Annotated in this window: 11 protein-coding genes and 2 pseudogenes; 5 read left to right on the top strand and 8 right to left on the bottom strand. The window is 74.0% G+C overall.

The genetic code is table 11. The features are described 5' to 3' along the window. Positions 1 to 152: 152 nt before the first annotated feature. The 4 genes from Athai_RS12120 to mraZ all read right to left on the bottom strand — a co-directional run bounded on the left by Athai_RS12120 (position 153) and on the right by mraZ (position 5,281). Entirely contained in the window at positions 153 to 2,657 is a 2,505-nt protein-coding gene (locus Athai_RS12120; RefSeq protein ID WP_203961599.1) for a peptidoglycan D,D-transpeptidase FtsI family protein, read from the bottom strand. Between the two features lie 53 nt (positions 2,658 to 2,710). Next, complete coding sequence (gene ftsL, locus Athai_RS12115; RefSeq protein WP_203961598.1) at positions 2,711 to 3,547, bottom strand: cell division protein FtsL; 837 nt, start codon at positions 3,545 to 3,547, stop codon at positions 2,711 to 2,713. Further along, positions 3,544 to 4,590 carry a 16S rRNA (cytosine(1402)-N(4))-methyltransferase RsmH gene (rsmH, locus tag Athai_RS12110; RefSeq protein WP_203961597.1) on the bottom strand — a complete coding sequence of 349 codons (1,047 nt, stop codon included), beginning with the start codon at positions 4,588 to 4,590 and terminating at the stop codon, positions 3,544 to 3,546. The genes ftsL and rsmH overlap by 4 nt, the downstream gene beginning before the upstream one ends. A 262-nt stretch (positions 4,591 to 4,852) precedes the next feature. Next, the gene (mraZ, locus tag Athai_RS12105) at positions 4,853 to 5,281 is read right to left on the bottom strand and encodes a division/cell wall cluster transcriptional repressor MraZ (RefSeq protein WP_203961596.1); all 429 of its coding nucleotides are present in this window, start codon (positions 5,279 to 5,281) and stop codon (positions 4,853 to 4,855) included. Between the two features lie 619 nt (positions 5,282 to 5,900). Here mraZ and Athai_RS12100 point away from each other — a divergent pair. Together Athai_RS12100 and Athai_RS12095 are read left to right on the top strand one after the other, a co-directional pair. Next, a complete protein-coding gene (locus tag Athai_RS12100) occupies positions 5,901 to 7,115 on the top strand; it encodes a MurT ligase domain-containing protein (RefSeq protein ID WP_239157386.1) in 1,215 nt (404 codons plus the stop codon). Beyond that, positions 7,105 to 7,875: a type 1 glutamine amidotransferase gene (locus Athai_RS12095; protein WP_420829776.1), complete on the top strand. Its 771-nt coding sequence runs from the start codon at positions 7,105 to 7,107 to the stop codon at positions 7,873 to 7,875. The genes Athai_RS12100 and Athai_RS12095 overlap by 11 nt, the downstream gene beginning before the upstream one ends. A gap of 23 nt (positions 7,876 to 7,898) precedes the next feature. On the opposite strand, the gene Athai_RS12090 is transcribed toward Athai_RS12095, so the two are convergent. Both Athai_RS12090 and leuS read right to left on the bottom strand, forming a co-directional pair. After that, positions 7,899 to 8,735 (bottom strand): trypsin-like serine peptidase, encoded by an 837-nt coding sequence (locus Athai_RS12090; protein WP_203961594.1) that lies wholly within the window; start codon positions 8,733 to 8,735, stop codon positions 7,899 to 7,901. 131 nt (positions 8,736 to 8,866) lie between these two features. Further along, on the bottom strand, positions 8,867 to 11,770 hold the full coding sequence (leuS, locus tag Athai_RS12085; protein ID WP_203961593.1) for a leucine--tRNA ligase: 2,904 nt from the start codon (positions 11,768 to 11,770) through the stop codon (positions 8,867 to 8,869). 543 nt (positions 11,771 to 12,313) lie between these two features. Between leuS and Athai_RS12080 the strand changes: the two are divergent. From Athai_RS12080 to Athai_RS12070, 3 genes and pseudogenes are all read left to right on the top strand, one after another. Then, a pseudogene (locus tag Athai_RS12080) lies at positions 12,314 to 13,290 on the top strand (AAA family ATPase). Between the two features lie 15 nt (positions 13,291 to 13,305). Beyond that, entirely contained in the window at positions 13,306 to 14,613 is a 1,308-nt protein-coding gene (locus Athai_RS12075) for a DUF58 domain-containing protein (protein ID WP_203961592.1), read from the top strand. A gap of 104 nt (positions 14,614 to 14,717) precedes the next feature. Beyond that, the gene (locus tag Athai_RS12070; RefSeq protein WP_203961591.1) at positions 14,718 to 17,189 is read left to right on the top strand and encodes a transglutaminase TgpA family protein; all 2,472 of its coding nucleotides are present in this window, start codon (positions 14,718 to 14,720) and stop codon (positions 17,187 to 17,189) included. A 289-nt stretch (positions 17,190 to 17,478) separates the two neighbouring features. On the opposite strand, the gene Athai_RS12065 is transcribed toward Athai_RS12070, so the two are convergent. Together Athai_RS12065 and Athai_RS12060 are read right to left on the bottom strand one after the other, a co-directional pair. Next, on the bottom strand, positions 17,479 to 17,883 hold the full coding sequence (locus tag Athai_RS12065; RefSeq protein WP_203961590.1) for a DUF3040 domain-containing protein: 405 nt from the start codon (positions 17,881 to 17,883) through the stop codon (positions 17,479 to 17,481). A gap of 243 nt (positions 17,884 to 18,126) precedes the next feature. Continuing rightward, positions 18,127 to 19,466, bottom strand: a pseudogene (locus Athai_RS12060) (DNA polymerase IV). Positions 19,467 to 19,558: the final 92 nt, after the last annotated feature.

The raw sequence follows: 19,558 nt of genomic DNA, 5'->3' as shown, positions 1-19,558 counted from the left end.
GTACAGCCCCGTCGGCGAGCCGGCGGGGCCTGATGTGTCGGGATCCTGCCCCGCGCGACATGTCTGGCACACAACGGATCCCGACGGTTGCACTGCGCGGTTGATCCCGTGCGCTGCGCCCGCACCCCGTCGCGCTCCGCTCATCCGGGCGGCTACTTGTGGTACAGCGTGAACGAGGGGGTCTTCGCGTCGGTCGGCGGCACCTTCTGGTGGCCGAGCGTGAACCGCATCAGATCCTGGAACACCGGACCCATGTTCGCGCCCTCACCGGTACCGCTGGTGTGCGCGACCACCGCCACCACGTAGCGCGGGTGGTCGGCCGGCGCCATGCCGATGAACGACTCGATGTTGCCCTTCTGGTACGAGCCGTTCACCACCCGCTGGCCGGTGCCGGTCTTCGCCGCGATCTGGTACCCGTCGACCGCACCGGACAGGCCGGTCGCGCCCGGCGCGGTGGTCACCGCGACCATCGCCTTGCGTTCGGCGGCGGCGATCGACGGGGAGAGCACCCGGTGCTTCGACACGCTCGGTACCGACTTGGTGCCGTCCGGCGACACGGTGTCGGCGATCAGGTGCGGCTGCACGTACTCGCCGTCGTTGGCGATCGCCCCGTACGCGGCGGCGAGCTGGATCGGGGTGACCGCGATGCCCAGGCCGATCGGGATCGAGCCGTGGTCGGCGCCCTGCCAGTCCTTCGCCGGCCGCACGATGCCGGCCGCCTCCCCGGGCACCCCCTCGCCGGTCGCGCTGCCCAACCCGAACTTGCGCTGGTACTCGTACAACCGTTGGGCGCCGAGCTTGTTCGCGACCTTGATGGTCCCCACGTTCGACGAGTACGCGAAGATGCCCGGCAGCGTGATGTCCACGTCGTTTAGCGGGGTGGTGTCGGAGTAGGTGGTGTCGGCCACCCGGATCGTCGGCCCGACGTGCACGGTCGACGACGGCTTGATCACCCGGCACTGCAGCGCCGCACCCAGGGTGATCGCCTTCTCCACCGAACCCGGCTCGACCACCGCCTGGCTGGCGTAGTCGGTGCGCTGTGCCTTCGTCGAGCCGGCGAAGTTCGCCGCGTCGTAGGTCGGGTAGCTCGCCTGCGCCAGCACCGCTCCGGTCTTGACGTCGAGCACCACCGCGGCACCCATGTCGGAGTTGAGCGGATGCAGCTTGCGGTACAGCGCACGCTGCGCCTCGAACTGGATGTCGCGGTCCAGCGTCAACCGCACCGACCCGCCCGGCTTCGGTGCCACCTCGCGATGGAAGCCGTCCGGGATCTCCTCGCCGGTGCGGCTCGCCTCGTACTGCCGCTTGCCGTCGACGCCGCGCAACAGCTTCTCGTACTCGGACTCCAGGCCGGTCAGGCCGGACAGGTCCCAGCCGGTGACGCCGATGATGTTCGCCGCCAGGTCGTGCCCGGGAACGTCGCGGCGCTCGTCGGCGCGCACTCCGATGCCGGGAATGTCCATCGCCTCGACCTGGTCCCCGATGCCGATGTCGACGCCGCGGGCGAGGTAGACGAACCGGTTCGTCGAGCCGTTCGGCAGCTTCGTCTTGCGCATCGCCTTTTCGAGCTTCGACCGCGGCACCCCGAGCACCCCGGACAGCCGGTCGGCGGTCTTCGCCGCGTCCTTGATCATCGTCGGGTCGGCGAACACGTACCGCGCCTCCACCGAATGCGCGAGTACCTGCCCGTTGCGGTCCACGATCGAGCCGCGCGCGGCGGGCAGCGGGACGGTGTGCAGCCGCTGCTGCAGCGCGCGTTCCGCCAGCTTCGGCGCGTCGGTGAGCTGCAACTGCACCAGGCGGCCGCCGATCACCGTGAACAGCACCAGCACCACCACGGTGCCGAAGCGCAACCGCCGGCCCGGGCTGCCCAGCCGCACCGCCCGACCGAGCGGTCGCCGTGCCGGGCGGGGCCGGGTCGGCCGGCCCTTGCGGCGCGTCGACTCCGCACCCCACGAACCGGCTCGACCACCGCCACGCCGCCCGCCGGTCCGCCCGGCCTTGCCCCGGCCGGCGCCGCCCCGGGTACCGGCATCGCCCCGGGTACCGGCATCGCCCCGGGCACCGGCATCGCCGCGCCCGGTCCGGCCGCCGCTACGGCCGCCGCGGTTCCGGGCACCGGCGGCGCCACCGGACCGGCCGCCGGCGCCGCCGGACTTGCCGGCGCTCGCACCTGACCTGGCCGCCCCGGCTCGGGTGCCGGACCGCGCCGCGGGCGGCTCGCCGCCGTCGCGATCTCCACGACCGCGCCGGGTCCGGGCCGTCGCACCGGCCCGACCGGACCCGGTGCCGGCCCGCTTCGCCGCGTCGGGGCCGGCCTGCCTGGCCGCGTCGGGGCGGCCGGAGCCGGCCCCGCGTTCGGCACCGGAGCCCCGCCCGGACGCCGCGGCCCGGCCGGCGCCGGCACCCGATCCGCTGCCGGGCGACTCGCGTCGCGCGCGCGCCTGCCGCTCCTGGGATCGTCGCGCCTGGTCGGCCCGGCGGCTCGCATCGGCCGGGTCGGCCGACTCGCGCACCGTGCGGCCGCGCGGCCGGTACCGCCGGGCGTCGCCGAGCCCGCCGGTGTCCCGGCGCAGCGGCACCACCACGTCGTCCGCATCGTCCTCGGTCCGGCCGCCCCGGTGCGGGTCCGGCCCGGGTACGCGTCGCGTCGCCATCATGTCCTCTCGGCGCAGTGTCCTCTCGGGCAGCGAATCGGCCGGCGGTGGCGCTACTGCCCGCCGCCGTGCGCGGACACCGGTTGCGGCACGCCGATCACCTTGCCGTCCGGCAGCCGGATGAAGGCGGTCTGTCCGGCCGGAACCAGCCCCATCCGGGTCGCCGCCGCCTGCAGGTTGCCCGGCGACTCCAGGTCGGCCAGCTGCTGGTTCAGCTGCTGCTCCTGGTCGTCCAGGGCGGACTGCTGGGTACGCAGCTGTTGCACCCGCAGCGAACTGGTGTTGATCGCGGTGTTGAGCACCAGCAGACCCACGATGCCCGCCGCCACCAGTCCGAGCACCAGCAGTACGAACGGCGTGCGGGGCAGCGCCACGGCGGCCGGCGGGGCACTGCGGCGACCCGACACGGACGAGCCGGCGGCGCGGGCGGCCGTCGCCGCGGCGGCCCGCCGGGTGGCCGCGGAACCCGCCGTGCCACGCCGGGACGCGTCGCCGCGCCGCCGATCCGGCGCCTCGGCCGGCCGGCTCGGCGCGTCGACCTTCCGGTTCGGGGCGCCTGCGCGGCGCCGGTCCGGCCGCACCGCGGTCCCGGCGCGGCGGACCGCGTCCCGGCCTGGGCGCGGCGCGCCGCGACCCCGGGGCGACTCGCCGCGGGTCCGGGCCGGCTCGGGCCGGTGGCGATCCTCGCGCCCGGCAGCGTCCTGTCGGGCGGCGCTGCTGCGGCGCGGGGCCGGCTCGAGCCGGCCGCCGCCGGTACCGGCCCGGCCGGCCCGGGCGGGCCGACCGGACCGGCTCCGGGTTGGGCGACCACCGATCCGGCCGCGCGCCGGATCGTCGTAGCCGGGCTGGTCGTAGTGCCGGTCGTCGTCGCGCACCGGTTCGGCGGTCATGTTCCCTCCCTCGTCGCCGAGTCACCGGGGCGGCCGCCCCGGATCCGTTCCGCGGCACGTAATCGTGCCGATGTCGCCCGCGGGTTGGCCGCGATCTCCGTCTCGTCCGGCTCCACCGCGCCCCGGGTGAGCAACCGGAACCGTGGTTGCAGCGCCTCCGGTACCACCGGCAGGTCCGGCGGCGCGCTGCTCCGCGACCAGCCGGCAAGCTCGCGCTTGACGATCCGGTCCTCCAACGAGTGGTACGACAGGACCACCAACCGGCCGCCGACCCGCAGCGCGGACAGCGCCGCCGGCAGCGCGGCCCGCAACGCGTCCAGCTCGCCGTTGACCGCGATCCGCAGCGCCTGGAAGGTGCGCTTGGCCGGGTTCCCCCCGGTGCGCCGGGCCGGCGCCGGGATCGAGTCGCGGACCAGCTCGGCCAAGGTGACGCTGTCCTCGATCGGCTCGTCCGCACGCCGGCGCACGATCGCCGCGGCGATGCGCGCGGCGAACCGCTCGTCGCCGTAGTCGCGCAGGATGCGGGTCAGCTCGCCGGCGCTCGCGGTGTTGACCAGTTCGGCCGCGGTGTCGCCGGTGGTCTGGTCCATCCGCATGTCCAGCGGCGCAGGACGGGAGTAGGAGAAGCCCCGCTCGTCGGCGTCCAGCTGCAGCGAGGACACCCCGAGGTCGAACAGCACCCCGTCCACCGTGGCGATGCCCTGGGCGGCGAGCGCGGCCGGGATCTCGTCGTACACCGCGTGCACCAGGCGGATCCGGTCGGCGAACCGGGAGAGCCGCTGCTCGCTGCGCCGCAGCGCCTCGGTGTCGCGGTCCAGCCCGACCAGCGTCAGCGCGGGAAACGTCTCCAGGAACAGCTCGGCGTGCCCGCCCAGCCCCAGGGTGGCATCCACCAGCACCGGCGCGGATCCGGACAGCGCCGGCGCCAGCAACTCCAGGCTGCGCTGCGCGAAGACGGGGACGTGGGTACCGGCTGGCACCGGCACACCCGGCGTCGCCGGCCTGCGCCGCCCAGGTGTGGAGCGGCGTCGCTCGTCCCCCATGACGACCCCCTCGTGAGCGACAGAATCGGTGGATTCACCACAACACCCGGCCGGTCGGCCCTGGCGCGCCGATCGCACCGACCCCCGAGCCGACCGAGCCGCACCCCCGCGGCGAACTCCACTGCCCGTGCCCTCAGGTCCCCATCCGCTCGATGCACCTGGCACCGGGGAAGTAGCGCCAGGTACGGCTGAGCGGCTGGAGACCTCACGGCACGACAACCGTCCACTCACCGCGCGCTGCGACGGACGCCGCGCGCACCGGTCAGAAACCGGGCAGCACCCCCTCCTCGATGTCGGCGAAGGACTCCTCGCTCTCGGCCAGGTAGCCCTGCCACGCCTCGCTGTCCCACACCTCGACCCGGCTGGACGCGCCGATCACCGCCAGTTCCCGGCGCAGGCCTGCGTAGTCCCGCAGCGCCGGCGGAATGGTGATCCGACCCTGCTTGTCCGGCACCTGGTCGAACGCGCTGGCGAAGAACACCCGGCTGTACGCCCGGGCCGCCTTGTGCGTGACCGGCGCCTGCTGCAACTGCTCGGCGAGCCGACGGAACTCGGCCATCGGGAACACGTACAGGCAGCGCTCCTGCCCTTTCGTGATCACCAGGCCCTCCGCAAGCTCGTCGCGAAACTTCGCCGGAAGGATCAGCCGACCCTTGTCGTCCAGGCGCGGGGTATGGGTGCCAAGAAACATGGCCGCCCCTTCCCCCCGGAACTGGCGCTCGGCCCGGCGGATCCGCCGAGACCGCAGCGGTGTCGCGAACGACACCGAGACGACTCAACCGGCTCCCCCAACGCGCTCCACTGTACTCCACTTCCCCCCACCGTCAATCGACAACCGGCCGATACCGGTCCGGCCGAGTTGGTAAAGGCGCTGGTCAGCACCAGATGGACCGGGTGGAACGCCGCTCCGGCCCGAGCGGCCGGGCGATCCGGTCAACAGGCCGGAAACCACCCAAACTCTCGACCCGGACCGGCCGGCCACCGACCAGAGCGCCCGGTGGTGGAGCGAAGTGGAGTACCACCCGACCGGCCCGCGGTCAACCTGTCGTCGGCGACAGCGTCACGCCGGCGGCGCGGTTCGGGGCGGCGCGCGAGACGCGCCGCCGGCTGTGCCAAACTTCCAAGGGCGATCCGACGCGCGCCGGTGCCAGGCGACCGCCGATCGCCGGTCGGCGATGCGCGTGGGGCCAGCCGACCCCTGGTCAGCACCGGTGCGCCGATGCGCCGGTCCCGACACACCCCGAGGAGCTTCCGTGGTGCGCGCCCAGCTCGCGACGGCCCTGGTACGAACCGCGGCCCGGTTGTCCCGGATGACCGGGCGCGGCGACGGCTCGGTGATCGGCGGACGGATCGGCCTCGCGGTCGAGCCGCGACTGCTCACCGTGCTCGCCCGCGGACGCGAGGTGGCACTGGTCTCCGGCACCAACGGGAAGACCACCACCACCCGGTTGCTGACCGCGGCGCTCGGCACGCTCGGCCCGGTCGCCTCCAACAGCTACGGGGCGAACATGCCGACCGGGCACACCACCGCGCTCGCCCAGTCCCGCAACGCCCGGCACGCCGTGCTGGAGGTCGACGAGCACTACCTGCGTACGGTGCTGGCCGAGACCCGGCCGCGGGTGGTGGCGCTGCTCAACCTCAGCCGCGACCAGCTCGACCGCGCGATGGAGGTCGGCATGCTCGCCGACCGGTGGCGCGAGGTGCTCGGCGCGCTGCGCGAGCAGGCCGACACCCCCGGTGCCGAGCCGACCCGGGTCGTGGCGAACTGCGACGACCCGTTGGTCACCTGGGCCGCCAGCGCCGCACCGCAGGTCACCTGGGTCGCTGCCGGCCAGCGCTGGCAGGAGGACTCCTGGGTCTGCCCGCAGTGCGGGGCGCACCTCAAGCGCGAGGGCGTCGACTGGGCCTGCCCCGGGTGCGACCTGCGCCGCCCGCAGCCGTCCTGGTGGCTCGCCGACGACGACACCGTGGCCGGCCCGGACGGCATCCGACAGCCGGTCACGCTACAGCTGCCCGGTCGGGTCAACCGGGCCAACGCGGTCACCGCCCTCGCCGCCGCGGCACTGTTCGGGGTGCGACCGGCCGACGCGGCGCCGCGGTTGGCCGAGGTCGCCTCCATCGCCGGCCGGTACGCCACGGTCGAGCGCGACGGCCGCAGCATCCGGTTGCTGCTGGCCAAGAACCCGGCCGGCTGGCTCGAGGCGTTCGACATGGTCGACCGGATCTCCACGGCCGGCGCCGCACCCCCGCCGGTGCTGCTGTCGATCAACGCCCGGGTGGTGGACGGTCTCGACACCTCCTGGCTGTACGACGTGGACTACGCGTCGCTGCGCGGGCACCGGGTGCTCGTCACCGGCGACCGGCGGTACGACCTGGCCGTCCGGCTGGAGGTCAACGAGGTGCCGTTCGAGGTGGTGGACACGTTCGGCGAGGTGCTCGCGGCGATACCGCCGGGCCGGCTGGAAGTGATCGCCAACTACACCGCATTCCAGGACATCCGAGCGGAGCTGGGCCGTGCCAACTGACCCCGCAGCAAGCGGACTGCCGACCGATCCCGCCGCCGCGCGCAGCGACAGCCACCTGCGGATCGTGTGGGTCTACCCGGACCTGCTGTCCACCTACGGCGACCGGGGCAACCTGCTGATCCTGGCCCGCCGGGCACAGGCTCGGGGCATCGACGTGGAGACCATCCCGATCGCCTACGACGAGCCGATCCCGCGCAGCGGCGACATCTACCTGGTCGGCGGCGGCGAGGACCGGCCGCAGACCCTCGCGGCGCAGCGGATGCGCGCCGACGGCGGGCTGCGGGCGGCGGTCTCGGCCGGGGCCGCGGTGCTCGCGGTGTGCGCCGGCATCCAGCTGATCGGCGAGTACTTCCACATCGACGGCAACCGGATCGCCGGCGCCGAGCTGCTCGACCTGCGCAGCGACCGCGGCGAGTCGCGGGCGGTCGGCGAACTGGTCGGCGAGGTCGACCCGCGGCTGGGCCTGCCGCTGCTGACCGGCTTCGAGAACCACGGTGGCCGCTGCCATCTCGGCCCGGCCGCGAACCCGTTGGCCAAGGTGCTCGTCGGTACCGGCAACGACGGCAAGACCGAGGGGGCCTGGGCCGGCCGGGTGATCGGGACCTACCTGCACGGGCCGGCGCTGTCGCGCAACCCCGCGCTGGCCGACCTGGTGCTGGCCTGGGCGCTGGACGTGCCGCTGATGGCGCTGCCCCCGATCGACGACAGCTGGCCGGAGAAGCTGCGCGCCGAACGGCTCGCCGCCGTCCTGCCGCGCTGACACCGGTACCGCCGGGTCGGTGGTCAGCGCTCGTCGCGGACCGCGGTGCGGTACAGGTCGAGGACGCCGGCGCCGAAGTACGGGCTGTAGGACACGTCCGGGGTGGCGCCGCCCGCCTGGTAGCCGCCGATCACCCCGATCACGGTGCCGGTGTGCGTCTCGCGGTTCAGGTCGGTGACCCAGGGGCTGCCGCTGGTGCCGCCGGGGAAGCCGGTGCACGCGATGCGTAGCTGCCCGGCGGAGAACCTGGTGGTGTCGTTGCCGCAGGTGATGGGCTGTTCGGTGGCGTCCGGATAGCCGGTGATCTGCACCGGGAGCCGGTACCCGCGGTCGTAGCCGAGGTGGTTGCCGCCGAACACGTCGCCGACGTGGCGGCCGTGCACGGTGGCCACGTCGGCGAACGCGACGTCGTAGTCCGGGTCGGAGTCCCGCGCCCAGCGCCGGTCGACGACGACGTGCCTGATCGGCCACTGCCCGTACGGCGCTTCCCCGTCCCGGTAGCCGGGCACGAACACCAGGTCGGTGCTCTCGTGGCCGCCCTTCCCGCCGTGCACGCAGTGCGCCGCGGTGAGAATGACCGAATCGCCCGGGCTGTCCACGATGCTCGCGGTGCAGAAGTGGCCACCGGAGCCGTTGTGCGAGAACACCGCACCGACTCGCGCGGCGCCGACGGTGGGGCGGGCGGTGCGCCGGACCCCGGGCGTACCGAACGGGCTCGCCGAGCGCATCCGCGATCTCGACCACGGGCCGCTCGGCGCGGCCGACCGGCCTTGCGTGCCGTGGCCGGCGCAGCCGGTGGCGACGACCCCGATCAACACTGCCAGTACGGTGATGACCACGCCACGTCGTCGAACCAGCACCACGCCAGCCTACGGCCGCGCCGCCCAGCCGAACGGAAGAAGCAGGTCAGCGGACGGCGAACGGCCCGGGGCGGCGCCCCGGCACCGGCACGCCCGGCGCATCGGAGCACCACGCCGACCGACCCGGCGGATCAGAGCACCACGCTGACCATCCGCCCCGGTACCACGATGACCTTGCGCGGGGTGCGGCCGGCCAGGAACGCGGCGACCTTCTCGTCGGCCAGCGCCGCCGCCTCGACCGCGTCGGCCGCGGCGTCCGGCGCCACCTCCACCCGACCGCGTACCTTGCCGTTGACCTGGACCGGGTACACCACCGACGGGGCGGTCAGCCACTGCGGGTCGGCGACCGGGAACGGCTGGTACGCCAGCGACTCGTCGTGCCCCAGCAGCTGCCACAGCTGCTCGGCGACATGCGGCGCGAACGGCGCGACCATCAGCACCAGCGGCTCGGCGATCTCGCGCGGCGCGCCGTCGGCGGAGATCTGCACCAGCTTGTTGGTCAGTTCGATCAGCTTCGCGATCGCCGTGTTGAACCGCAGCTCGGAGGTCTCCGTGGTGACCCCGTCGATGGTGCGGTGCAGCAGCCGCCGGGTGTCGTCGTCGATCGCGATGTCGGCGACCCGCGGCTGCCCGGTGTGCTCGTCGACCAGCGAACGCCAGACCCGCTGCAGGAACCGGAACGAGCCGACCACGGCGCGGGTCTCCCACGGCCGGGACGCCTCCAGCGGGCCCATCGACATCTCGTACACCCGGAAGGTGTCGGCGCCGTAGACGTCGCACATCTCGTCCGGGGTGACCACGTTCTTCAGCGACTTGCCCATCTTGCCGTACTCGCGGTCGACCGGCCGGCCCTCGAACGAGTAGCCGTCGTCGGTGGCCACCACCTGCTCGGCGGGCACGTAGAAGCCGCGCTCGTCGGTGTACGCGTAGGCCTGCACGTACCCCTGGTTGATCAGCCGGCGGAACGGCTCGGCGCTGTCCACGTGGCCCAGGTCGTGCAGCACCTTGTGCCAGAACCGGGCGTACAGCAGGTGCAGTACGGCGTGCTCGACCCCGCCGACGTACAGGTCGACGCCGCCCGGGTCGGTCGCGTCCCGCGGACCCATCCAGTACTTCTCGTTCGCCGGGTCGACCGGCGCCGCGGCGTTGTCCGGGTCCAGGTAGCGCAGCTCGTACCAGCAGGAACCGGCCCAGTTGGGCATCGTGTTGGTCTCCCGGCGGTACCGCTTCGGCCCGTCGCCCAGGTCCAGCGTGACGTGCACCCAGTCGCTCGCCTTGGCCAGCGGCGGCGCCGGCGACGACTCCGCGTCGTCCGCGTCGAAGGTGACCGGGGAGAAGTCGTCCACCTCGGGCAGCTCGACCGGCAGCATCTCGGCCGGCAGCGGGTGAGCCAGCCCCTGCTCGTCGTAGACCACCGGGAACGGCTCGCCCCAGTACCGCTGCCGGCTGAACAGCCAGTCACGCAGCTTGTAGGTGGTGGTCGCCTCGCCGTGGCCGTGCGCGGCCAGCCAGTCGGCGATGCGCTTCTTCGCCGCCGGCACCGCCAGCCCGTCCAGGCTCACCCCGTCGCCGGTCGAGTTGACCACCGCCGCGGTGCCGGAGACGAACGCGTCGTCCCAGCCGGCCGGGTCGTCGCCCCGGCCGTCGTCGGGGGCGACCACGCAGCGCATCGGCAGTCCGTACGCCCGGGCGAAGGCGAAGTCGCGGTGGTCGTGCGCCGGCACCGCCATGATCGCCCCGGTGCCGTAGCCGGCCAGCACGTAGTCGGCGATGAAGATCGGGATCTGCGCGCCGTTGACCGGGTTGATCGCGTACGCGCCGGTGAACACCCCGGTCTTGTCCTTGTTCTCCTGGCGCTCCAGCTCCGACTTGGCCGCGGCGGCCCGCCGGTAGTCGGCCACCGCGGTGGCCGGGTCGGGTGCGCCGCCGGTCCAGGCCGCCGGCGTGTCGGCCGGCCAGCTCGCCGGGACGATCGCGGTGACCAGGTCGTGTTCCGGCGCCAGCACCATGTAGGTGGCGCCGAACAGGGTGTCCGGCCGGGTGGTGAACACGGTGATCGACTCGGCGTGTTCGGCCACGTCGAAGCTGACCCGGGCGCCGTGCGAGCGGCCGATCCAGTTGCGCTGCATCAGCTTGACCGGCTCCGGCCACTCCAGCGTGTCCAGGTCGTCCAGCAGCCGGTCGGCGTAGGCGGTGATGCGCATCATCCACTGCGCCAGGTCGCGCCGGAACACCGGGAAGTTGCCCCGCTCGGACCGGCCGTCCGGGGTGACCTCCTCGTTGGCCAGCACGGTACCCAGCCCCGGGCACCAGTTCACTGGTGCCTCGGACCGGTAGGCCAGCCGGTACCCGTCCAGCACGCCGGCCCGCTCGGTCGCGGACAGCTGCGCCCACGGCCGGCCGTCCGGCGTCGGCCGGGCGCCGGCCGCGAACTGCTCGACCAGCTCGTCGATCGGGCGCGCCCGGCGCTGCTCGCTGTCGTACCAGGAGTTGTAGATCTGCAGGAAGATCCACTGGGTCCAGCGGTAGAACTCCGGATCGGTGGTGGCGAACGTGCGCCGGTCGTCGTAGGCCAGCCCCAGCCGGCGCATCTGCGCCCGGTACCGGTCGATGTTCTCCTCGGTGGTCTTGCGTGGATGCTGGCCGGTCTGCACCGCGTACTGCTCGGCCGGCAGCCCGAACGCGTCGAAGCCCATGGCGTGCAGCACGTTGAACCCGGCCATCCGCTGGAACCGGGTCAGGCAGTCGGTGGCGATGTAGCCCAGCGGGTGACCGACGTGCAGCCCGGCGCCCGACGGGTACGGGAACATGTCGATCACGTACTTCTTGGGGCGGTCCAGCCGTGCTGCCTCGGCGCTGCCCGGGGCCGGTGCCAGCGGGCCGACCGGGTTCGGCGCCCGGAACGTCCCCTGCTCCTCCCACCGGTCCTGCCAGCGGCGCTCGATGTCGGCGGCCAGCGCCGCGGTGTAGCGGTACGGCGGGGCGTCCGCGCCGGAGCCCGCGGCACCGCCGGTCTGTTGCGCACTGTCGGTCATCGCAATCCACCACCGCTATCTGTCGTCACGCCTGGAATGTCGCGGAGCCTGCGCACCGGCGGTCCAGCTCGGTGCACGAAAAAACCCCTCACGCAGGAGGGGTTTGCCGTGCTGCGTCGCCGGCGCGCCGGCGCCGGCGGCCGATCAGCACGGCTCGGTAAGAAGCAGGCCAGCCGCCATCATGTCGGGCAGTCTACCTCCCCGGCTCCACGCGCCGGCACCTGCGTTACGGCGACGGGGAGTCACCGCCACATCTCGGACGTTCGGCCGTACCGGGATCGGGACGCCGGGGGCCACGATGGCGAACGGTGACGGAAGCGTTGTCGAAAGATGATCAGCCGGGCCACCGGCGGTACCCGTATAGCCTGAGAGGATGCACTCGGGCAGCCCGCCGTCACCGGGCTGCGACACCGACGCGCGGACCGTCGCCGGACGGCACGTGTCGGTGACAGCGCCCGGACGCGTGCGCTCGACCCACGCGTGCGGCGGACAAGGAGGAGGCCGGTGACCGCCCAACACACTCTCGACGAGCTCGGCGCACCGATGCCCGCGGAGCAGCTCCGGGAGACCGCCGAAGCCATCGTGGGCAACATCGAGCGGGTCATCGAGGGCAAACCCGCGATCGTCCGGTTGGCCCTCGCGGTGCTGCTGGCCGAGGGGCATCTGCTCATCGAGGACGTGCCCGGCGTCGGCAAGACCAAGCTGGCCAAGGCGCTCGCCCGGTCGATCGACTGCTCGGTGCGACGCATCCAGTTCACCCCGGACCTGCTGCCGTCGGACGTCACCGGCGTCAGCGTGTACAACCAGGAGACCCGCGACTTCGAGTTCAAGCCCGGTGCGGTGTTCGCCAACCTGGTGGTCGGCGACGAGATCAACCGGGCGTCCCCAAGACCCAGTCCGCGCTGCTGGAGTGCATGGAGGAGCGCCAGGTCACGGTGGACGGGACCACGTTTCGGCTGCAGACGCCGTTCATGGTGATCGCCACCCAGAACCCGATCGAGATGGAGGGCACCTACCCGCTGCCGGAGGCGCAACGGGACAGGTTCACCGCCCGGATCGCGATGGGGTACCCGAGCCCGGACGCCGAGCTGACCATGCTCGACCTGCACGGCGCCGGCGACCCGCTGGACGCGCTGGCCCCGGTGTCGGACGCCGACACGATCCGCCGGCTGATCGCCACGGTGCGCCAGGTGCACGTCTCCGAGCCGCTCAAGCAGTACGCGGTGGACATCGTCGCCACCACCCGGCAGTCGCCCGACCTGCGGCTCGGCGCCAGCCCGCGAGCCGGGCTGCAGTTGCTGCGCACCGCACGTGCGGTCGCCGCGCTGGAGGGCCGCGACTATGTCACGCCGGACGATCTGCAGGCGCTGGTGGTGCCGGTGCTCGCGCACCGGGTGATCCCCACCCCGGAGGCGCAGCTGGCCCGGCGGACCACCGACTCGATCGTCGCCGACCTGGTGCGCCGCATTCCGGTACCCGGCGCCCGCACCGGCGACCGTCGCGGCGACTGGCAGGGCTAACCGGGGAGGCGGCCGGTGAGATCGGCATTGCGCGGACTGACCACCAGGGGGCGGTGCTTCCTGGCTGCCGCGGTGGCCGCGGCGCTGTCGGCGCTGCTGCTGGGTGAGTCGGACCTGCTGCGGGTCGCGGTGCTGCTCGCGGCGGTGCCGGTGCTGTCCGCCGCGGCCGTCGCCCGGACCCGCTACCAGCTGCGCTGCTCGCGGGTGCTGCAGCCGCAACGGGTCTCCGTCGGCGGCACCGCCCGGGTGGTGTTGCGGCTGGTCAACACGTCCCGGCTGCCGACCGGCACGCTGCTTCTGGAAGACCGCCTGCCCTACGCGCTGGGCAGCCGGCCGCGGCTGGTGCTGGAGCGGCTCGCCGGGCACAAGGCCAGCTCGGTGGCCTACACGGTGCGCGCCGACGTGCGCGGCAAGTACGAGGTGGGGCCGCTGGTGGTGCGGCTGACCGACCCGTTCGGGCTGTGCGAGCTGACCCGCGCGTTCCCGAACGTGGACACCCTGCGGGTCGCGCCCCGGGTGGTGCCGCTGTCCCCGGTACGGCTGACCGGCGAGTACTCCGGCGCCGGCGAGAGCCATGCCCGGTCGGTGGCGGTGCACGGCGAGGACGACGCGGCGACCCGGGAGTACCGGTACGGCGACGACCTGCGCCGGGTGCACTGGCGCTCCACCGCCAAGGCCGGCGAGCTGATGGTGCGGCGCGAGGAACAGCCCTGGGAGAGCCGCGCCACCGTGCTGCTGGACACCCGGCTGCGGGCGCACCGCGGCGAGGGCCCCACCGCGAGCTTCGAGTGGGCGGTGTCGGCGGCGGCGAGCATCGCGGTGCACCTGCGGCACTGCGGGTACCGGATGCGGCTGGTCACCGAGACCGGCACCGACCTGGACTCCGGTACCGGCGAGTCCGGCGGCAGCATCGGGCTGCTGCTCGACCACTTGGCCGAGGTGAAGCTGTCCCAGCGCGGCGACCTGACGCAGGTGGTGCGCCAGGTGCACGCCCGGGAGGACGGCGGGCTGATCGTGGCGGTGCTCGGCATGATGCGGCCGGAGGAGGCCGAGGCGGTCGCCGCCCTGCGCACCTCCGGCACCACCTGTGTCGGGTTCCTGCTGGACGCGGCCGGCTGGCTGCGGCTGCCGGCCGAGCAGCGCGCCGCGCAGGACCGGGCGTACCAGACGAGTGCGCTGACGCTGCTGCGGGCCGGCTGGCGGGTGATCGGGGTGCCGCACGGCAGCTCGTTCGCCGCGCTGTGGCCGCAGGCCGGGCACGGTGCCCGCGGTGTCGCGGTGCGGGCGAGCCTCGCCGACACGATCACCGGGACCGTGCGATGACCCCGCGACCGGGAGGAAGCGACATGACGCCGCCGCGACCGGGGGCCGCGAGATGACGCCGCGACCGGAGGGCGCGAGATGACGCCGCGACCGGAGGGAGCGAGATGACGCAGCGGCGCGCGGTGGCGCTGGTGGCCGGCGCGGCGACGCTGCTGTCCACCACGGTGCTGTCCACCATCTTCGAGCTGTACAGCTGGGCGCTGTACTCGTTCCTGTCGATCGCGGTCGTGGTGATCGTCTCGATCTGCGCGCGGGCGGTGCGGGTCCCGGTCTGGGGGCAGGGGCTCGCCGCTCTCGCGGGGCTGCTGCTGCTGGTCACCTGGACCTTCCCGTCCGGCCACGAGCTGTTCCGGGTGCTCCCCAGCGCGAGTACGTTCCGGCACTTCGACGCCCTGCTGACGCAGGCCGGGCAGGACGTGCAGCGGCTGGCCGTGCCGGTGCCCGAACGGGTCTCACTGGACTTCCTGGTCGCGGTCGGCGTCGGTCTCGTCGCGATCGCCGTCGACGTGCTCGCGGTCGGGATGCGCCACCCCGCGCTCGCCGGGCTGCCGTTGCTCGCGCTGTACTCGGTGCCGGTGGCGGTGCACCCGGACAGCGTGTCCTGGCTCCCGTTCGTGCTGAGCGCCGCCGGCTACCTCTGGCTGCTGATGACCGACCACATCGACCGGGTACGCCGGTGGGGCCGGCGGTTCACCGGCGACGGCCGCGACATCGACGCCTGGGAGCCGTCCCCGCTGGCGGCCGCCGGCCGGCGGGTCGGGTTCGCCGCACTGGTGCTCGCGGTGGTGGTGCCGCTGCTGGTACCGGGGCTGTCGACCGGGGTGCTGGACCGCATCGCCGCCTACAACTCGGGTACCGGTACCGGGCCCGGCGGCGCGAGCCAGCTCGGAACCAGCATCAACCCGATCTCGACGCTGCGCGGCAGCCTGCGGCTGGGTACCCCGATCAACCTGTTCGAGCTGCGCACCAGCGACCCGGACCCCGGCTACCTGCGCACCGCGGTGGCCGACCAGATCACCGACAACGGGTTCAAGCCGCGCCAGCCCCGGCAGGCGCAGCCGCTGGCACGCGGGCTGGTGGAGCCGACCAGCGGCAAGCCGTCCTCGTTGAAGTACCAGCGCTACCGGGCCGAGCTGACCGGGCAGCGGCTGGACGACCGGTACCTGCCGCTGTTCGCCAACCCGACGACCGTGCAGGCACCCGGCGGCGCCAACTGGCGCTACGACGCGGACACCGGCGTGGTGGCCGCGGATCGCCCGGCGACCGCGGGCCGGAGCTGGAGCACCAACTACGACAGTTTCGACTACAAGGCGAAGGACCTGCGCGGCGCGCCGGCGCTGTCCAGCGGCGACCCGGCGGTCAAGGCCGACACCGAGGTGACGCACATCCCGCAGATCACCGACCAGGTCGACCGGCTGGTCCGGGGCAAGCCCACCGAGTACGACCGGGTTCGCGCGATCCTCGACTTCTTCTCGCCGAAGAACCACTTCAAGTACACCCTGCAGACCAAGGCGGGCACCAGCGGCAGCGCGATCGTCGACTTCCTCAAGGGTCGCCAGGGCTACTGCGAGCAGTACGCCGCGGCGATGACCTGGATGACCCGCGAGGCCGGGATCCCGTCCCGCGTCGTCGTCGGGTACACCCACGGCACCCGGCTGGGCAACGGCGACACCTGGCAGATCACCAGCCACGAGGCGCACGCCTGGGTGGAGGTCTGGTTCCCCACCTTCGGCTGGGTGCCGTTCGACCCGACGCCGTCCACCGAGGTGTCCGGCTCCGCGGTCTTCGGCTGGGCCCCGAACCCGAGCGAACCGGACCCGGCGAGCAGCGGCGGCAGCAGCGCCGACCAGCCGGGGCGCAAGTCGACCGGTTCGCCGGCCGACGCCGGCCAGCACGGCGGGCCGGGCCTCAACCGCGCCGACGGCAACTCCGGCGGCAGCCCGACCGGCTGGCTGTACTGGGTGCTCGGCGCCGCGGTCCTCGTCGCGCTGCTCGCCATCCCGGCGGCCCGGCGCGGGGTGCTGCGCGGTCGCCGGTCCCGGGCCGAGGACCGGGTGCTCAGCGTGTCGACGGCGACCGACGGTGACCCGCCGGACCTACGGGTCGGCGGCGGTGACGACGCCCGTACCGCGGCCGGCCGGCGGGCCGCCCACGCCGCCTGGGACGAACTGGTCGACACGATGGTCGACCTGCGCTACGACGTGCTGCCGGCGGAGACGCCGCGGGCGATGGCGGCGCGACTGGTCCGCGACGAGTCGCTGCCGGCCGGCCCGGCCGAGGCGGTGCAGCGGCTCGCGCTGGCCGAGGAGCGGGCCCGGTACGCGCGCACCCCGGCCGCCGCGGCCGGGCTGCGCGACGCGTCCCGACAGGCCCGCGCCGGGCTCGTCGAACGGGTACCGAGGCTGCGCCGGTTCGGTGCGCTGGTGCTGCCGCGGTCGGTGCTGCACCGTTGGCGACACGCCATCGTGGACACCGTCGGCGCGATCGCCGCCCGGATCACCGACTGGCAGCAGGCCGCGCACCGGCTGGTACCGCGCCCGATGCGGGCCCGCCGCGGTGCCAGCCGTACCGGCTGACCGGGCGGTCGGCGGGCGCCGGGGCCGCCGGGGGCGGCACCGCGCCGGGCCGCCCGGGAGGTGATCATCGCCTTCGAGACGCCGGCCGGGCGGACGAGCCCTGGCCGGCCGGGCAGGGTTCGAGCCGTGCCGCGGGCCGCACGCCGCGGTCGTCAGGTGCCGAGTCGGTCGAGGATGCCGGGTTCGTCGAGCGTGCCGCGCGCCGCCGAGGCGTACCGGAACGTCCACGGTGCGGTGCCGGGCTCAGCAGGGCTCGTCGTCGGTGCGGTGCTGGCTGGCCGGTTCGGGGTCAGCGGCGCCCCTCCGGGCGGTTGCGCCAGCGGTCTTCGAGCCGGTCCAGCCACGAACCGCCGCGCCGCATCGACCGGCCCGACCGGCGCGGTCGACGGCTGGCACCACCGACGACGCGCAGGTGGCCGCGGCGGCTGCTGGTGCGGCGGCGCGACTGGAGCGCGAACGCCGGGCCGGCGAGCATGATCACGAAACCGATCACGCCGAGCAGCGTGTTGTGCAGCATCGCACCGGCGATCAGCACCCCCAGCCCCGCGACGAGGATGATCCCGGCGATCACCAGGCGACGCCGGGCATGATGGCGCGGATCGTTCGCGCGCACGGCCGACGCGAACTTGGGGTCGTCAGCCAGCGACCGCTCGATCTCCTCGAACAGTCGCTGCTCGTGCTCCGAGAGCGGCACGGCACTCCTCCCGGGTCGACGCGGCCGGCGAAGCCGGCTGACCGAGCAGCCGGGTGATGGCTGCCTACCGGCCAGTCTACGAGCGGGTCACCCCTGCGGGAAGCGGGAGTCGACCCACGTTCAGCGGATGTCCCCATGCTCTCACCGGTGCCGCTCGCGCGCCCACTTTCCCGACTCAACTGGGTGATTCATCCCGTATCGTCGTGCTCGTCGCGTGCTCCGGGCACCAGCGCCTCCGCCGTGCTAGCCGGACGCGCCGCTGCCGCCGCCGTCACCCCGGGCGGGCGTGTCACCCCGGGCGGGCGTGTTGCGCTGGGCCGGCGTGTCGCGCTGGGCCGGCGTGTCGCGCTGGGCGGGTGACAGCAGCGACGCCGGGCGCACCGCGGCCGCACCGAACCGGGCGGTCGCCGCGTCCACCGCCCGCTCCGCGTCACGCCAGCCGTGCTCGCGCTCCCCCAGCACCAGCTGCCGGGGCGCCGCCTCGTCCTGCAGGCCCTCCAGCCGGAGCCCGACCAGTCGCACCCGCTCGCTGGTGCCCAGCGCGGTGAACAGCGACCATCCGGTCTCGAACATCTCCCGCGCCACGTCGGTCGGATCGGGCAGGGTGCGGGAGCGGGTGATCGTACGAAAGTCCGCGAACCGCACCTTGATGCTGACGGTGCGGCCGGCGACCCCGGCGCGGCGGGCCCGAGTGGCGCACCGGCCGGCCAGCTCCAGCAGCACCCGCCGGATCTCCGCCGGATCGGCGATGTCGGTCTCGAACGTGGTCTCGGCGCCCACCGACTTCTCCGGGGTGTGTGGCGTGACCGCCCGCGGGTCCCGCCCCAGGACAGCTCGTAGAGATGGCCGCCCACCGCGGGGCCGAGCGCGGCCACCAGCGTCTCCGGCCGGCTGTGCGCGATGTCGGCCACCGTGGTCACGCCGAGCCGCCGCAGCGCCTGCTCGGTGCGCTCCCCCACCCCCCACAGCGCGCCCACCGGAAGCCGGTGCAGGTAGGCCACGACCCGGCCGGCCGGCACCACCAACAGCCCGTCCGGCTTGGCCCGGGACGACGCCAGCTTCGCCACGAACTTGGTCGGCGCGACCCCCACCGAGCAGGTCAGGCCCAACTCCTCGACGACCCGGGCGCGGATCCGCCGGGCCACCTGCGCCGGGCTGCCCAGCAGCCGGCGGGCGCCGGACACGTCGAGGAACGCCTCGTCCAGCGACAGCGGCTCGACCAGCGGGGTGGTCTGCGCGAAGATGCGCATCACCGCGTCGGACGCCTCGCGGTAGGCGGTGAAGTCCGGCGGCAGGAAGACGGCCGCCGGGCACAGCCGGCGCGCCCGCGCGGTCGGCATCGCCGAATGCACGCCGAACCGGCGCGCCTCGTAGCTCGCCGAACTGACCACGCCACGGCCAGCCACCCCACCGACCACCACCGGCCGGCCGCGCAGCTCGGGACGGCGACGCACCTCGACGGACGCGAAGAACGCGTCCATGTCCACGTGCAGGATCGGGCAGCCGGTGTCGTCGGCGTCCGGGCCGAACCCGTCCGCCCCGCCGGGCCCCTCCCCCGCTGCAACTGGCTGCGTCCCATCGATGCTCCCCCGTACCCGCTCCGGACCCGCCTTGCCGCACCGCCGGCCGGCGCCGCCCCGACGGTAGCGGCCGGGTCCGACAGGACCGCGCCGGC

This window comes from Actinocatenispora thailandica (genome assembly GCF_016865425.1).
In the GTDB taxonomy this organism is placed as follows: Bacteria; Actinomycetota; Actinomycetes; order Mycobacteriales; family Micromonosporaceae; genus Actinocatenispora; species Actinocatenispora thailandica.
Note: the sequence above shows the minus strand (reverse complement) of the source record. Positions and strands in the feature narration are given on the sequence as shown.

What these genes read in the sequence shown, in the direction of transcription:
- Athai_RS12120 (WP_203961599.1), bottom strand. Translation starts at nt 2,657, where the DNA reads ATGGCGACGCGACGCGTACCCGGGCCGGACCCGCACCGGGGCGGCCGG.
- ftsL (WP_203961598.1), bottom strand. Translation starts at nt 3,547, where the DNA reads ATGACCGCCGAACCGGTGCGCGACGACGACCGGCACTACGACCAGCCC.
- rsmH (WP_203961597.1), bottom strand. Translation starts at nt 4,590, where the DNA reads ATGGGGGACGAGCGACGCCGCTCCACACCTGGGCGGCGCAGGCCGGCG.
- mraZ (WP_203961596.1), bottom strand. Translation starts at nt 5,281, where the DNA reads ATGTTTCTTGGCACCCATACCCCGCGCCTGGACGACAAGGGTCGGCTG.
- Athai_RS12100 (WP_239157386.1), top strand. Translation starts at nt 5,901, where the DNA reads ATGACCGGGCGCGGCGACGGCTCGGTGATCGGCGGACGGATCGGCCTC.
- leuS (WP_203961593.1), bottom strand. Translation starts at nt 11,770, where the DNA reads ATGACCGACAGTGCGCAACAGACCGGCGGTGCCGCGGGCTCCGGCGCG.
- Athai_RS12070 (WP_203961591.1), top strand. Translation starts at nt 14,718, where the DNA reads ATGACGCAGCGGCGCGCGGTGGCGCTGGTGGCCGGCGCGGCGACGCTG.